Consider the following 14,152-nt stretch of genomic DNA (forward strand, 5'->3'; position numbering starts at 1 on the left):
TAAAAATATTCAACCTTAGTGGACTGTGGTTTCAGACAAATATTGCTGTAATTCTGCACGATTACCTGAAAATTTAAGCATGCATTGGTCTTCAAATAAGTCATTGTGATTAGAACTGGCAAATGAAATATCCACCATATAGCATGGATTGTTTTCCCCATCAATTTTTCTGCGCAGAAATACTTTATCACCTACGCTAAGCACATAATTTCCACCACCAATAATAGCCATGCCTTGCTCATCTTCCAAAAGCAAATCTGCATGATGTAAGTAGCCGATCACATCCATTTTCCTGCTCCTACGTTATTGTTGTAAAGTTCATTATTCAATAATAAGATAAGCTTTTCTATATTTTTGATTAAGCAAATGTCACAATTTATTTTTTAACTTTGCTTAGGCTATTTTTATTATTCAGGGATAAAAAAACCGTTCCTTAGAACGGTTTGTAATTTGGCATTTTGTCATGCGGTGTAGAAATACATTTTTCAGTAATTTTTTGCTTGAACTGATTACGGCTTGCTTCCGGATCTTTCGTTATTTCTTCTAACGGTAATGCATAAACCTGCTCAATAATATCCAAAATAAAGGTTTTGGTGATTTCATCTTCAATTTTGTTGGCATGTTCTATGGCAGCTGCTTTGGTAATGGTATTTTGACGATCATACATAATGTTGTTCGCAGCATTACCCATACTTGTACAATAGCCTTTCCACTGTTCTTCAGACGTTAACGGCTTTTTTTCAGCACATCCAACCAAGGCAACCAATACCGTCAAAGCAAATAATTTTTTCATCAATGTTCTCCTGTTGCCCCCTATGATAATCAAAGTTAAAGAAAATACGAAATCTCCTGGCCCGAGATCTGACCAACCACTTCAAAATAAACCTAATACATCAAAATACTGATTGATGATTGATACACCCCTATGTACGCTTATTGAATATGCTTATTTTTCATAACAAATTGATTGCTTTTATAAAGAAACGATTAATTACGAGTGAAATGAATAACTACAGAACTTATCTCGTTTATTATTTGTACAAGCTTACACCCTATTATAAATATTAAATTATTGTTTTTATTAAAGTTATTTATATAATTACAAATTATAGAAGATAAAAACCCGAATAAATAGATATTCGGTTGCATAAAATGAAACATCGCTATATACTTAATCCCAACTAGAAAAATAGTTTGTTCTGGTAAATCTTTTAGTATTTCGCAGTTTTAGTCATAATCCTTCGTTTTTTCAGATTTAAAGTTCCATTCTTCTTTTCAAGTTAAATCATCAAGCTTTTCAATAAGCTAAAAAATATTTTCATAGGATTTATATTATGTCTAACACTGTAAAAGGTACTGTAAAGTGGTTTAACGAAACTAAAGGTTTCGGTTTCATTCAACAAGAAAATGGTCCTGACGTTTTCGCTCATTTCAGCGAAATCACTGGTAACGGCTTCAAAACTTTAGCTGAAGGCCAACAAGTTGAATTCAGCATCGCTCAAGGTCAAAAAGGCCCAAATGCTGTAAACATCGTAGCACTATAATTTTATAATCACGCTTACAGCAGTAAGCCGGATTAGAAAAAAGCGAGAGTTAAACTCTCGCTTTTTTGTATTTAGGTTCAATAAAAACTGAACCTATTTTCAAGGTGTTTTATTTAATAATTGATCCACCAGCTCATTGATTTTAGTCTCGGTACTTCTCCATTTATTCAAAGCCAAACCTCCATTGCCTTTTAATCTAAAGGAAGCTTCAGATACCTGACGACCATCTTGAATCAGATTAAACCGTGCCGACACCATATATGGAGCCATATCCCAAGCTCTTAGCGCCGTATAATGCAATGTGGTTTGACAGAAATTTAAATTATCCGTCTCTTTATAGGTTTGTGCCTGAATGTGATAACGCGCAAAACTCTTTGCAACCAATTGATCAAAATCCTGAATGATGACTTTTGGATTATGAACAATACACACCTGTTTAATTGACTCCGGATGAAATCCTATGCTGTTATTCACCTGAATAGCCGTACAACCAGTCAATCCAATCGCTACTATTCCCACCATTAATAATTTTTTCATTCTAGCTCCCCTTTATAATTAATAATAAACCAGCAAAAACAATATTTTATATCACAAAAAACCGCCCGAAGGCGGTCAGTGATCAAAAGAAGATCGCATCGCTAAATTTAGAAGCGCCAATTGTAAAATACGTCTATGGCACGTTCTAGTGACTGACTCGCTTCCAGATATAAACGCTTATTCATTTGATAACGTAAGGTCAATTTATTCACTGGTGTAAATACCCCAACACCATAACGGATAAACAGATCCGGGGTAATATAACCCGTCACACTCACTTGAGTATCATCCCCTGTTCCTTGAGCATCCAGAGCCAAGCCACTTAGACCAAAAGTACGTCCAATCTGGTTGGTTAGCGCACGGGTACCGCCTAAGCCCATACTGATTCCGGCAGCAGCAATGGTATTATTTACATCGGACTTGAAGCCTTCGGCCTGACTAATACCGCTAGTACCTTCATTAATACGACCAGTAATTAAGGCGTTCAATGCTTCTTGCTCAGATAATCCAGCATCGTTATAGACCTGAATATTTGGACTGGTTGCTGTACCGGTGACCCGCACCCCAACCAAGCTACCTTGTACACTCTTATTGGCATCAATATCTAAAGTTGGATTATATAAAGGCCCGTTAAAACGTGCAATCGCACGATTTAAATCCAGACTTTGTCCATAAGCTTCAATTTTTACCCGCTGGCTCACACCTATAGCACCATTGGCACGCATAGCCGTTTCAAGCCCGCGTTGTGAGAGGTACAAACGCCCTGCCAGTGGAATACGACTATCAAAACCTTGGAAAATCACCTGATTACCCAAATTTACCAAGACATCGGCACGAATATCCCAAGGTCGGGCAGCTCTTAATATGGCCAGCTGATCCTGTCCTTCACGCACAATCCGTACATCTGAAGATACATTGACCACCGGTGCTGAAGCTTCAGGCATAGAAATTAAGGCACGTGGCACATCCACCTTACCGTTTAAGGTCAATTTTTTCTTAAATGGCAACACATCCAAAGTCAAATCTGGCGTAACCACGGCGGTAATTAACGGTGCCTGTCGAACAAGCAGGTTTTCACCTTTTAAATGCAATTGAATACGCGGATCATCTTTCCAGTTTACGCTGCCAGTTAATGCACCCGCACCTTGTCCACTATTAAATGCTCCATTAATGGTGGCGTGATCTTGGCGTATAGAAGAATAAACTTGAATATTGGTCAAATTCACCGGCAATGAAATCATGCTGATTGCCCCATCTTTTAGACGCATTTCACCATTCACTAAAGGCTGCGTTAATGTACCGCTAATTTTTCCGGCAAATGACAAGTTACCAGCCAAAGAACGGACATCTTGAATAAAGGGTTTAAAGACTTTCAGCTGCACCTGATCGAAGGCAATCTCACCACGCATTGGCATATTGTCTTTATAAGGATCAATAATTACATTGGCATAACCGGTACCAATTTCAGGTGTTTTAACATCTAGACGAACTTGTAAACCTGTAGCCACACTTTTTGCCACTACCGCAATTTCATTATAATTCAGCGTAGAACCGGTATCTTGTGGATCTTCGGCCGCAAGCCCAATCACGCCATTACGTGTCACTAGTCTGGCATCAATTTTTGGCTTGCCACCTTGTACCCAGGCAGCTTTGGCATAACCATTGACTTTACCGGTAATTTCCAGACCTTCAGGCATAAAGGCAGCAAAATCATTTAAGTCGACATTTTTGGTAATAAAGGAAACATTACCCTTAGTTTTGCTCACCCGAATCGGTTGGTCAAAACACAACTGGCTTTGCTGGCTCGACCAGCAATGTGCGCCTACAAATACTTCACCTTTTGCCGAGCTATAAATCACAGAGGCATTTTGACGTTGCACCAAACGTGCACGCAAAGAGTCAAAGTCACCATTCTGGATTTGTCCCAACCAATCATTCTGTGCATTAAAACCACCGGCCAATTGCACATAGAATTTGGAAATTCGGTTTTGTGCCTGTACTTTCAAGATATGAGCTTTGCGGGTACCGGCCAGTGAAATTTCACCCTGCTGAATCTCACGCTTACCACTGCGCAAGTTTTCCATTTTCGCAGTCATCAGCGTCGGGGTTGATTCCGAAGTCGGCAGCTCGCCCTGTACACGCAATTTTTTTACACTAAATAACTGGTTAAAACCGAAATCATCTACTGCCAGATTTGCAGTTGCTTGCAAGCGGGGCTGTGATTGCACATTCAAATAGCCATAAGCACGACCACGCAGACCGCTGTAAATTTCATACAAGGCTGGCGCATTGATTTTCAGTCTTAAGTTCTGTGCATTGCCTGTGGCTTGAACCTGGTTTTTAGCATAGGAAAGAAAGAGATTATTAGCTTCAAACTGTTGGGGCAGGAAGCCTTTTTGATTTGAATCGATCACCACAGCCAGATTACCGGTTCCCCGTACAGGTTTATTGTTGATGATCCCCGCGAGATTCAATTTCTGGATATTGATACGCTTTAAGGTTTCTGACCAGACTCCTTCAGTTTTCACATTACCGGAGAGTTCACCACGTAAAGAGGAGACAAAATAATGCGGTTTAAAGCGTACCAGGGAGGCATTGATATTCCAGCCAAAGCCATTTTTAAGATAAACCAGACCACTGGCATAAATTTTCCCGGCAATGCCTGAATGTTTCAGTTCATCCACTTTAATTAGTTCCGGCGTACCGGAGATTTTAAACTTGAGCATGCCTTCGCTGGCAGGCAGCTGACTGGCATTCAGTGCTCCATCATAATTCACGGCAAAACTTTTAAACGCACCACCCGCTTTCTGATCATTAAACAAAATCGCTGCGGTACTACGACCGGTTAAGCGTACAGTTTCATTGTTATTTTGCTGTACTAGACGACCGGTTAAATTAATCGCATCCAGATGGATAATTTGCTGATTCGGTTTGGCAAAACCATTGGCTTTGACCTGACCATTAAGCAAATTAACTGGTGCAGCCACCGCAACTGTTTGCGGATTAAAATCTTTGGCATTAACAATGGCATTCCATTTCAATTGACGTTTTTTAGTCGGCAATTCTATTTTTGCATTACCTGTTAAGCTGCCTTTGCCCGCCACATAACTAAAACTTGGAATATTTAAATTATCATTTTTTAGATTGAGCTGTGCGGTATACAGGCCTTCAGGCAACATGCCTTTATCATGTTTTGACACCGCTGTGGCAACATGAATATCCTGCTTGCCTTCAACCAGCGCGAGTTTAACATCACCCGATTTACTGCTTAACCAGCCCACGTAAGGCACGGCACGATCAATATTTTGCCAGGCCACATTTAGCAGCATCGGATTGGGTTTTTTGCCTTTCTGCTCCGCCTGATCGAGCTTTAAGTTCCATGTTTCATAACGGTCAAAATCCACCAAGGCCGTCAGATGCATGCCATCTTGCAAACGACCTTTAGAGGCAATTTTAGCATCCAGACTTGGCGGCAAAAAGTCCTGAATGATTTGCGGAATCAGTTTGTCTTTGGGATTGATTTTATCGACACGGCCATTCATATCCCAAGTCACATGATCTTTCCAGCTCACTACACCAGCCACATTCACCGCACCATTCATCAGCTGGCCATTTAGATTGCTAATGTCGAGCTGATGTACCAAGTCAGTATGCATGCTGCCGTTATATTGACCTTGCGGAATATTCTTGCCGCTTATGTCCGTAATCGCATCAATATTTAAACGCTGAATATCACCATTAAATTTCGCCACACCATTCTTGGTATATAGTTTTTGTTCAGTCAGTAATGGCCAATGGTATTTTTTAAGCTTCAACTCACCAAACATGGGAACATGCTTACGCACTGGATGCAACACCACCCAACCGGTCAACAAGTCTGGAGTATTGGTGGCTACACCGGCCTGAATGGTATCCAGTGAACCTTGCGCCACGACTTTAATATCATGAATATTCAGATTTTTATGAAGTGCAGGAATATTCAGGTCACCCACGGCATTTAAAGGATATTTCCCTTCAAACTTCATGTTTCCGCTGGCATTTTTCACAGAAAGATAGCCCATATCCATCCGGGAATCTTCAAACTTCAGTTCAGTCCCCGACCACAGGGCTTTATTCAGGTGAATATCGTGAAACTTTACACTTGCCGTAGCAGTCTTAATCAGCAGATGATCGACATCTGCGGTGTCTAGACGTAACACAAAGGGCAAGCGAATTTCATTAAATTTAAATGGTTCATCGCTGGGTGGATGCTTGCTAATAATTTGCAGATTACGCACATCGGCACGATTCAGGTGAATTTCTTTTTTAAGGATGGCACGCCAGCCCAAAGTGACATCTGCTCGGTCAATTTTAACGTCTACAGGTTTGAGTGTGACTAAAATATTTTTTAGGATAATGCCGCTTAACAGATTGCCGCCTTCATATTCATAATGAATAATGTGCTGACGCTCTAAAACACGATCCAGCAAAAACTTGCTGCCTTTATCGGTACTAAACATTACAGCGAAAGAAGCAATCAGCAACACAAACACAATAAGCAGTGTGAACAGCACACTCCTTAGAATACGACGCTTTTTTGGTCTAGGTGTTTCGGTCTCTGGTTGCTGTTCTACTTCAGCCATAATACTCTCTAAAAACTAAGATTTATAAAAACCAAGATTTATAATTGTGAACCAATAAAGAAATGCAGACGTATTGGATGGTTGTCATCAGAAATGCCTGAAGCCATATCTACGCGAATAGGGCCAATGGGCGATGCCCAACGCAGCCCCAAGCCCACACTATATGCTGTAGGCGTATTAAGGGTTTTGTCGTAAGCATTGCCGACATCACTAAAAATGGCTGCACGCCATCCTTCTTTAAACTGATAGTTATATTCCAGTGATCCCACAGCCAAAGCCTGGCCACCGATTTTAAATCCATTTTCTTCTGGCGATAAACTTTTATAATCAAAACCGCGTATAGTCTGGTCACCACCAGTAAAGTAACGCAGATTATAAGGCACCTTGCTAAAGTCTTGGGTCAAGATATAACCTAAATCACCGCGTCCTACAAACTGATGATTGTCATTTTCACCCAAAGAGTAAATAAAACGCCAGCCTGCATTGAGAATGGCCATATCTGCATCGGACAATAGCGATTCACTGCCGAGTTCCACTTTATAGGTCTGCTTAAAGCCTTTACCCGGGTTAACACGTTTGTCACTGGTGGTACGCGACGCTTCATAGCCAAACAATAAAGATTGTTGCTGTTCATTGGAGTTCGCCAGGAATGTATCCGGAATTTCACTCGCGGCAATTTCACCATTTTGAGTCAGCTGGTCCAAACGGTAACGAAGACCAAAAGTATGTTGCCAGCTACCGCGCGGTTTTTTAATAATTCTGTCCACACCAGCCACGGCAGATTCAATCTGCAAGCTATTGCCTTGGGCAACATTATCACGTTGCTCATGCTCATAACCACCCACAATACTGATATAGTCATTGATTGGATGGTGATAAGGAATATTATAATGCCCGTCTATAGACTGACGAATTTGAGAGAGTTCGACGTTGGCATCAAAGGAATGTCCACGGCGGTTGACAATGGCACGGCGGTACTGACCACGTAAACGCGTACCTGTATCTGTACCATAACCCGCCCCCAGCTCTGCACTATTCAAACGGTCTGCATTTAAAGTCACAATAACCGGAATTTTTTTCTCTTCACGCGCCTGAACTTTTAAACGTTCTTCTTCAGAATCTTTCATTTCCTGCTCTGCACGCATTTGACGCAGATTTTCATCCCCTTCAGTTTCACCTTTACCGGCAAATTGGGTTTCATCTGCTACCGATTGCGTTACTTCTTTTGCAGAAGCGACCCGTTTTTTATCCTGCACAGCCGCTTCGCTTTCAGATATTTTTTGCTGATCGACCAAGGCCTGAATATCTGGTGGTAATTCCAGCGATTTTTCAATTGGATCTGGGTGTACTGCATTCACCAAGGTGTAATTAAAATAGCGCGAGTTGGTGAGGTTATTGGCTAAGCCATTGACACGCCAGAAGGTATAATCCGCACCATCTTCCCAAGAGACCATGCTTTGCAACACATCCATATCGATTGGAAGTGGTTGTGTCGGATCACTCATACGAAACTCAACAGGGCCTAACTTATAACGTTCGCCTGTTTCATAACGTAAATTCACATCTGCCGTGTTTTGTGGTTGGGCCACTTTAACATCATGCAAACGCCAGTAACCATCAAAGAAACCGTTATTGGATGCGGCATCGTTAATACGGGTTTTGGTTTGTTCATATAGACCATGATTGAAAATATCGCCCACATCCTGATCAGGTAAAAGCCGGATCACCTGGAACTGGGGCTGATTTTCCCCTGCACCACTCAATTCAATATTCTGCTCTTTAATTTGTACCGGTGCATTTGCCGTCACTCTGACCCGAACACGGTTTTCACTGAGTTTCTCGAATTTAAATTCAGCATTATAAAAACCCATAGCCTGTGCAGCCTGATTGGACAAGGTTCTCAACTGTGGCAATGCAGATGGAAAATCGCTAAATGATTCCTGAGTAAAACTGGAAAGTTTAGCTTTGAGATTTGTTTTCAGATTATCCAGTGCCTGAGCATAAGCTTTAGCTGAAACATCGCTGCTGTTTGGCGTAGCCACCACAATCACATCCGCACTGATACGATCTACCTTGGCAGTATTGAATTGACGCGGCGGGCGTATTTTGTAGAACCAGCGTTTAAAAAAGTTGGGTTCTTCGACTTCATCTGCCGGGGCAAGTTCAGGCAAGGTTTTACCCGCTTCATTGGCTTCAACCACAATCTGGCTGTCGGCCTGAATAGTTGACATCAGCTGATCGATATTCACCGGTGCCTGATTAATTTCAACCAGTTCCTGTTGTGTGGCATCAGAAACTACCGCTTCTGTGCGCTGACCTGCACGGTATTGCTGGGCTTCTTTTTTCGCCTCTTCAGCGACACGAAAAATTTCATTTGCCATGTCTGCACTGACAGGTGTAATCGGCAGTTCTTCCAGATCCTCAAATTCAATCGGTTTGAATTCTTCCAGAGGCTGTGTTGCCTGTTCTTGCTGCTCCAGCATTTGCAGGCTATCAGGTTCAGTTTGGTTTTGGATACTTTCTAATTTTTTCAGCTCTTCACTGCTGCCCACACCCTGTTTAACAGCTTCATTCTTGAGCTGTTGTTGAAATTCTGCTTCAGTGATTGGGGTATTTGGCTGAGTGACTTGTGCAAAACTGTGTTGAGCCAGTAACATGAATACCAGACTGAGTCCGAATCGTTTATGCTCATTGTTCCACTGTAAAATGGAATTAACACTTAAACTAAGTGTCGACTTTTGAAAATTCAGTTTTGAAAGCATAAAAAACTCTAAACTCATATAATATTTGTAATGGAAATGCCTGATGAAAGCTTGCTAACAAACTCAAATCTATTGGAATTTTCCCAAAAGTATAGGTTGAAAACATCATACATGATTTTTATTGTGTTTTACCAAATGCTCACATTTCTTAATAAAACTTAATGAAGTCCAGAAACCATGGAAAAAAATGAACATCTTCTAGGCACACGTCGATTCTTACCGATGTTTGTCACTCAATTTTTTGGTGCCCTGAATGACAACGTCTATAAACAGGCCTTGTTGCTGGTCATTACCTATGGTTGGATCAATCAGCAAAGTGCCAGTATAAGTACACTCAACAATCTCGCGGCCTTGTTGTTTATTTTACCCTATTTCATTTTCTCTGCGACAGCCGGACAGATTGCCGACAAATACGAACGCTCACAACTTGTACGGGGAATCAAAATTCTCGAAATTGTGATTATGCTGATTGGCTCTGCTGGCTTTTTACTGGGTCATTTGTGGCTTTTATTGGTGGCTTTATTTTTAATGGGTACTCACTCTACCTTTTTCGGGCCAATCAAATACGCTATTTTGCCGGAAATTTTAAAACCGAATGAACTGATGTCGGGCAATGCCTTATTTCAGTCAGGAACTTCAATTGCCATTTTAGTCGGGATGATTTTAGGTGGCGCAGTAATTTCCGCATCTGACGGTAATTTGATCTGGATTAGTCTTACTATAGTGAGCATTGCAGTTTTTGGTTATTTCTCCAGTCGTTTTGTATTAGAGCAAAAAGTGACTGCAGCTGATGTACACATTGACTGGAACTTTTTTAGAACCAGCTTTCAAACCCTGGGCTATGCCAAAAGTTTACCGGTCGTGTTCCTGATTTTACTGGGCAATTCCTGGTACTGGTTTTATGGAGCAACCTATCTCACCCAAATTCCACAACTGACTAAACAGAACCTGCACGCCTCTGAAAACGTAGTCAGTTTGCTATTAACTTTCTTTTCTGTAGGGATTGGGGTGGGCTCATTATTGTGCCGCAGAATTGGCGGTGCAGAAATTAATTTGAAGATGGTTCCGATTGGGGCGATTGGCTTAACCGTATTTGCTTTTTATCTGGCCGCAAGTTTGGCTTTTGTGCCTGAACGTACTGGCGAGATGCTCGGCTTGAAAGATGTCTTTACCCAAGGCTGGAGCTATTACCATGTCATGCTTGCTGTGACATTACTCGGCATGAGTGGCGGCTTTTATATCGTACCGCTTTATGCCATGATGCAGGCCTTTTCGCCACAATCACATCGCGCACGTGTAGTTGCTGCAAACAACATTCTCAATGCCGTATTCATGGTATCCTCTGCAATATTCTCCATTATCATCTTAAGTGTACTTAAGATTGATATTAAAATACTTTTTAGTATCACAGCAATTCTAAGCGCCATTTTCACTACATGGCTCTTGTTTAAGCTCAAGCCCATGCTTGCAGCACAGCAACAAGATGCTTTAGAGGATTAATTTTATGCGCCAATATACCGGTATCGACAAATTTATTCATTCGTTTGACCAGGCACTACGCAGTCTGGTTCCCGGAACGACCTCTGCACATCGTGAAAACCCAGGCCATGATGTAGAAACCCAATTAGGGGTCAGTGAAGCACGCCATGTTGCAGGTTTAATGCGGGTAAATCATAGTGGTGAAGTCTGTGCCCAGGCGCTTTATCATGGTCAGGCGTTAACAGCAAAATTGCCAAATGTACGCCGTGAAATGGAGCAGGCTGCAATTGAAGAACAGGATCATCTGGCTTGGTGTGAAGACCGCTTAAAAGAACTGGATAGCCATACCAGTTTGCTCAATCCGGTGTGGTATGGCCTGTCTTTTGGCATGGGTGCGATTGCCGGTATTGCCGGTGATAAATATAGTCTGGGCTTTGTGGCAGAAACAGAACGTCAGGTCAGCTTACATTTGCAGCATCACATCAGCCAGTTGCCTGAACAGGATGATCGTTCACGTAAAATATTAGTGCAAATGAATGAAGATGAGTTGCACCATAGAGATACCGCGTTAAATGCCGGAGGTGTAGATTTGCCTGCACCGGTACGGATTACCATGACCGCAATTTCCAAACTGATGACCAAGACCAGTTATTATATTTAATCAACATATTCATGTTTTAAGCCTACTTTCAAAGTGGGCTTTTTTATGCCTATTCATCGCATTTTTTTTATATCGGATGACAATGGCATACATGATCCGAATCAATAAAATGCAGACCACCACAGCAAGAACAATATAAAGATCATGATGATAAGGCAGTATTTTTGCCCAAAATATATGTAACCAGTGGCTAATCTGCAATCCCACACTCACAACAACAAAGGCCCAGATTAAACAGGCCAGCAGATTAATCAGCATATATTTCCACAGCGGATAAGCTTTAATCCCTATGGATATGGGCAGAATAGTTCTAAGCCCCCATGCAAATCGCATCAATAAAATGGTCAGCACCGGATAATGATCGATGATGCTACTGGCCTGGGTAAATTTTTGCGCCAATTGCGGCTTGCTTTGGATGATTTTCTGACCATAGCGCACACCTATTTGATAGTAAAATTGATCGCCAATAAAACCGCCTGCCATCGCGACCAAAATAAGTAACCAAAAATGGAAAATATGCTGATGCACCGCATAAGCTCCCAATATCAGGACGGTTTCACCTTCTAACAGAGTTCCAATAAAAATGGCAAAATAACCATAATGTTGCAGCAGATCAGTCCAGTTCATTTTTTTAATGTGTCTGATTACAGTTTTACTATCTTCACCAGATCGCTATTCATTGCAAAGACCAGTCTGGTTGCTTTTTTAAGCATTTATATTTCATCAGTAAAATAAAGTGATTTCTCGGCCGATATCATCTCATCCATATTTGTTGTTTTTAGCTTTGTCTAGGGCATGGCATTATTTATATATTTGTTATTCATCTGCAATAAACTGTTTTTAAAAAGCTTTTTTCATTCAAAAAATGAATCCAAAAATATAAGAGATAGACCTGTTTCTTTGTAAGTTTTAGCTTACAACACTTGTCTAAAATTTTATTGGAATAAATAAGCTTTTATAGCGCCGTATGAAGCTTTTATTCTTGTAAAATTTATACAATACGATGACCAAAACATATAAAAAAATTGATTCGTATACTTTATAAAAATAAATATTAGCTGCACAAACAACAAAAAAAACCAACAACAAAAATAATTTAAGGAGCAAGGTATGTCTACTCAGTTCAATTTTGTCTCTGTCAAAAAAAAATCAAACATTCATTTTGATGGCTGTTCTGTAAGTCATGTGATTGAGTTGAAAGATGGAACCAAAAAAACCATAGGTGTAATTCTTCCCACAGAACGCCCTCTTGTTTTTGAAACTCTGGTTGCTGAACGCATAGAAATCGTTTCAGGCAAGTGTCTGGTTCAAATTGGTAAAAGTCGAGAGAGTCAAACCTATCATGCAGGTGAATCTTTTTATGTACCTAAAAACACTCAATTTAAAATCATCACTGATAATATAATCGATTATGTTTGCCATCTGGAAGATCGCTAGGAATATCTGCAACCTGCATTACACAGTAATTGATCAACAATAAAAAAAGCCCGACATCCTGTCGGGCTGTTTCGTATTGGTTCGCTCGGTATAACTCCTGTCATACCTTACTGTCCTTGTGCTTGTCTATTGTTATTCTTGTGTGGAACTTCCTGTTCCTGATGAGTTCATCATTGAAATTTCCACTATTCCAACCAGAAGCTATAACCTTGAATTCATGTGAGCAAATGCGTACAAAGCCGATTAAAAATTGTCCCAGGTTTATCCGCAGAAATTGGGGATAACTTTTGCCTTGGAAAGGCCGGAAATATTGAAAAAAGTTTCAATTTGATTAAAAAGTGACCTTTTTTATTGGCAAAAGATTCCACTTTTGACTAAAAAGAAACCGACTTGTTTCCAATCCGGTTTTATTAGAAATTTCATATTTACTTAAGTATTTGAAATTTAATATTTAAATTAATTTCGTTTCGTATAAGCACCATTATGTTAAATGGAAAGAAAAGTTGTAATTTTACAATTAAAATTTAGAATAAATAACAATACGTTATAAATAAAAAATAACTGAATTAGTATGGTGGGGATTTAAAATATGTCATTTATTTATGAAAAATTAACTGAAGATCGAAAAAAAGATTTTCCAGAGTTAGAAGGAAAATATCCAAATGGCTGGTATGTAGATTTAGATAATAATATTTGTATTTGGGGAGGATTAGCAGCTGGGCATTGGATGCCAATTTGTGAAGGTGACTATCGTTGGATGTTTCATTTAGGCGTTAATCATGAATGGTTTGACTTTGTTTTAGAACCAGGGTTAGGTTCTAAAAAATTTGAAGAAAATCCATATGTAATAAAATGGGATAAAGTAATTTCAATTCAATATCATTCAAAAAATTCGATTATATATAAAGAGAATAATTTGATTGAATATCTTAAGGTTGCTCTTACAGCATGGGGAGCAGGACATTCAGCCAATAAATATATATTAAGGTCTGTAGTCGAATTCAACTTTTAATAAATATCCAGCTAAAAGACATAATTTTTATTTAAACAATAAAAACTCTTCGTATCCTGCCAATTTTTCATATTGGAAAGAATGTGTTGTTCAATTAA

Annotated in this window: 11 protein-coding genes; 5 read left to right on the top strand and 6 right to left on the bottom strand. The window is 40.0% G+C overall.

From position 1 onward, the window contains the following. Positions 1-15: 15 nt before the first annotated feature. On the bottom strand, positions 16-288 hold the full coding sequence (locus tag WAE57_RS03345) for a hypothetical protein (protein ID WP_337708212.1): 273 nt from the start codon (positions 286-288) through the stop codon (positions 16-18). Between the two features lie 145 nt (positions 289-433). Then, positions 434-793: a hypothetical protein gene (locus WAE57_RS03350; RefSeq protein ID WP_337708214.1), complete on the bottom strand. Its 360-nt coding sequence runs from the start codon at positions 791-793 to the stop codon at positions 434-436. A 541-nt stretch (positions 794-1,334) separates the two neighbouring features. On the opposite strand from WAE57_RS03350, the gene WAE57_RS03355 reads away from it, so the two are divergent. Continuing rightward, entirely contained in the window at positions 1,335-1,544 is a 210-nt protein-coding gene (locus WAE57_RS03355; RefSeq protein WP_086175076.1) for a cold-shock protein, read from the top strand. A 99-nt stretch (positions 1,545-1,643) separates the two neighbouring features. Here the strand turns inward: WAE57_RS03355 and WAE57_RS03360 are convergent, their stop codons facing one another. From WAE57_RS03360 to WAE57_RS03370, 3 genes are all read right to left on the bottom strand, one after another. Beyond that, positions 1,644-2,081 carry an Sbal_3080 family lipoprotein gene (locus WAE57_RS03360; protein WP_337708217.1) on the bottom strand — a complete coding sequence of 146 codons (438 nt, stop codon included), beginning with the start codon at positions 2,079-2,081 and terminating at the stop codon, positions 1,644-1,646. Between the two features lie 107 nt (positions 2,082-2,188). Further along, the gene (locus WAE57_RS03365) at positions 2,189-6,703 is read right to left on the bottom strand and encodes a translocation/assembly module TamB domain-containing protein (protein WP_337708219.1); all 4,515 of its coding nucleotides are present in this window, start codon (positions 6,701-6,703) and stop codon (positions 2,189-2,191) included. Positions 6,704-6,741: 38 nt separating this feature from the next. Further along, on the bottom strand, positions 6,742-9,465 hold the full coding sequence (locus tag WAE57_RS03370; protein ID WP_337708221.1) for a BamA/TamA family outer membrane protein: 2,724 nt from the start codon (positions 9,463-9,465) through the stop codon (positions 6,742-6,744). Between the two features lie 177 nt (positions 9,466-9,642). Between WAE57_RS03370 and WAE57_RS03375 the strand changes: the two genes are divergently transcribed. After that, entirely contained in the window at positions 9,643-10,965 is a 1,323-nt protein-coding gene (locus tag WAE57_RS03375) for an MFS transporter (RefSeq protein WP_337708223.1), read from the top strand. A 4-nt stretch (positions 10,966-10,969) separates the two neighbouring features. Continuing rightward, complete coding sequence (gene coq7, locus WAE57_RS03380) at positions 10,970-11,605, top strand: 2-polyprenyl-3-methyl-6-methoxy-1,4-benzoquinone monooxygenase (protein WP_337708225.1); 636 nt, start codon at positions 10,970-10,972, stop codon at positions 11,603-11,605. 9 nt (positions 11,606-11,614) lie between these two features. Here the strand turns inward: coq7 and WAE57_RS03385 are convergent, their stop codons facing one another. Beyond that, a complete protein-coding gene (locus tag WAE57_RS03385; RefSeq protein WP_337708228.1) occupies positions 11,615-12,232 on the bottom strand; it encodes a DedA family protein in 618 nt (205 codons plus the stop codon). Positions 12,233-12,715: 483 nt separating this feature from the next. Here WAE57_RS03385 and WAE57_RS03390 point away from each other — a divergent pair, with 483 nt between their 5' ends. Beyond that, positions 12,716-13,042 (top strand): pyrimidine/purine nucleoside phosphorylase, encoded by a 327-nt coding sequence (locus WAE57_RS03390; RefSeq protein WP_337708230.1) that lies wholly within the window; start codon positions 12,716-12,718, stop codon positions 13,040-13,042. A gap of 589 nt (positions 13,043-13,631) precedes the next feature. Then, positions 13,632-14,054: a hypothetical protein gene (locus tag WAE57_RS03395; protein ID WP_337708232.1), complete on the top strand. Its 423-nt coding sequence runs from the start codon at positions 13,632-13,634 to the stop codon at positions 14,052-14,054. Positions 14,055-14,152 lie beyond the last annotated feature (98 nt).

Source organism: Acinetobacter sp. NS-4 (assembly GCF_037402435.1).
Taxonomy (GTDB): domain Bacteria; phylum Pseudomonadota; class Gammaproteobacteria; order Pseudomonadales; family Moraxellaceae; genus Acinetobacter.

Coding starts and splice junctions, on each gene's coding strand:
- WAE57_RS03345 (WP_337708212.1), bottom strand. CDS start 288: ATGGATGTGATCGGCTACTTACATCATGCAGATTTGCTTTTGGAAGAT.
- WAE57_RS03350 (WP_337708214.1), bottom strand. CDS start 793: ATGAAAAAATTATTTGCTTTGACGGTATTGGTTGCCTTGGTTGGATGT.
- WAE57_RS03355 (WP_086175076.1), top strand. CDS start 1,335: ATGTCTAACACTGTAAAAGGTACTGTAAAGTGGTTTAACGAAACTAAA.
- WAE57_RS03360 (WP_337708217.1), bottom strand. CDS start 2,081: ATGAAAAAATTATTAATGGTGGGAATAGTAGCGATTGGATTGACTGGT.
- WAE57_RS03365 (WP_337708219.1), bottom strand. CDS start 6,703: ATGGCTGAAGTAGAACAGCAACCAGAGACCGAAACACCTAGACCAAAA.
- WAE57_RS03370 (WP_337708221.1), bottom strand. CDS start 9,465: ATGCTTTCAAAACTGAATTTTCAAAAGTCGACACTTAGTTTAAGTGTT.
- WAE57_RS03375 (WP_337708223.1), top strand. CDS start 9,643: ATGGAAAAAAATGAACATCTTCTAGGCACACGTCGATTCTTACCGATG.
- coq7 (WP_337708225.1), top strand. CDS start 10,970: ATGCGCCAATATACCGGTATCGACAAATTTATTCATTCGTTTGACCAG.
- WAE57_RS03385 (WP_337708228.1), bottom strand. CDS start 12,232: ATGAACTGGACTGATCTGCTGCAACATTATGGTTATTTTGCCATTTTT.
- WAE57_RS03390 (WP_337708230.1), top strand. CDS start 12,716: ATGTCTACTCAGTTCAATTTTGTCTCTGTCAAAAAAAAATCAAACATT.
- WAE57_RS03395 (WP_337708232.1), top strand. CDS start 13,632: ATGTCATTTATTTATGAAAAATTAACTGAAGATCGAAAAAAAGATTTT.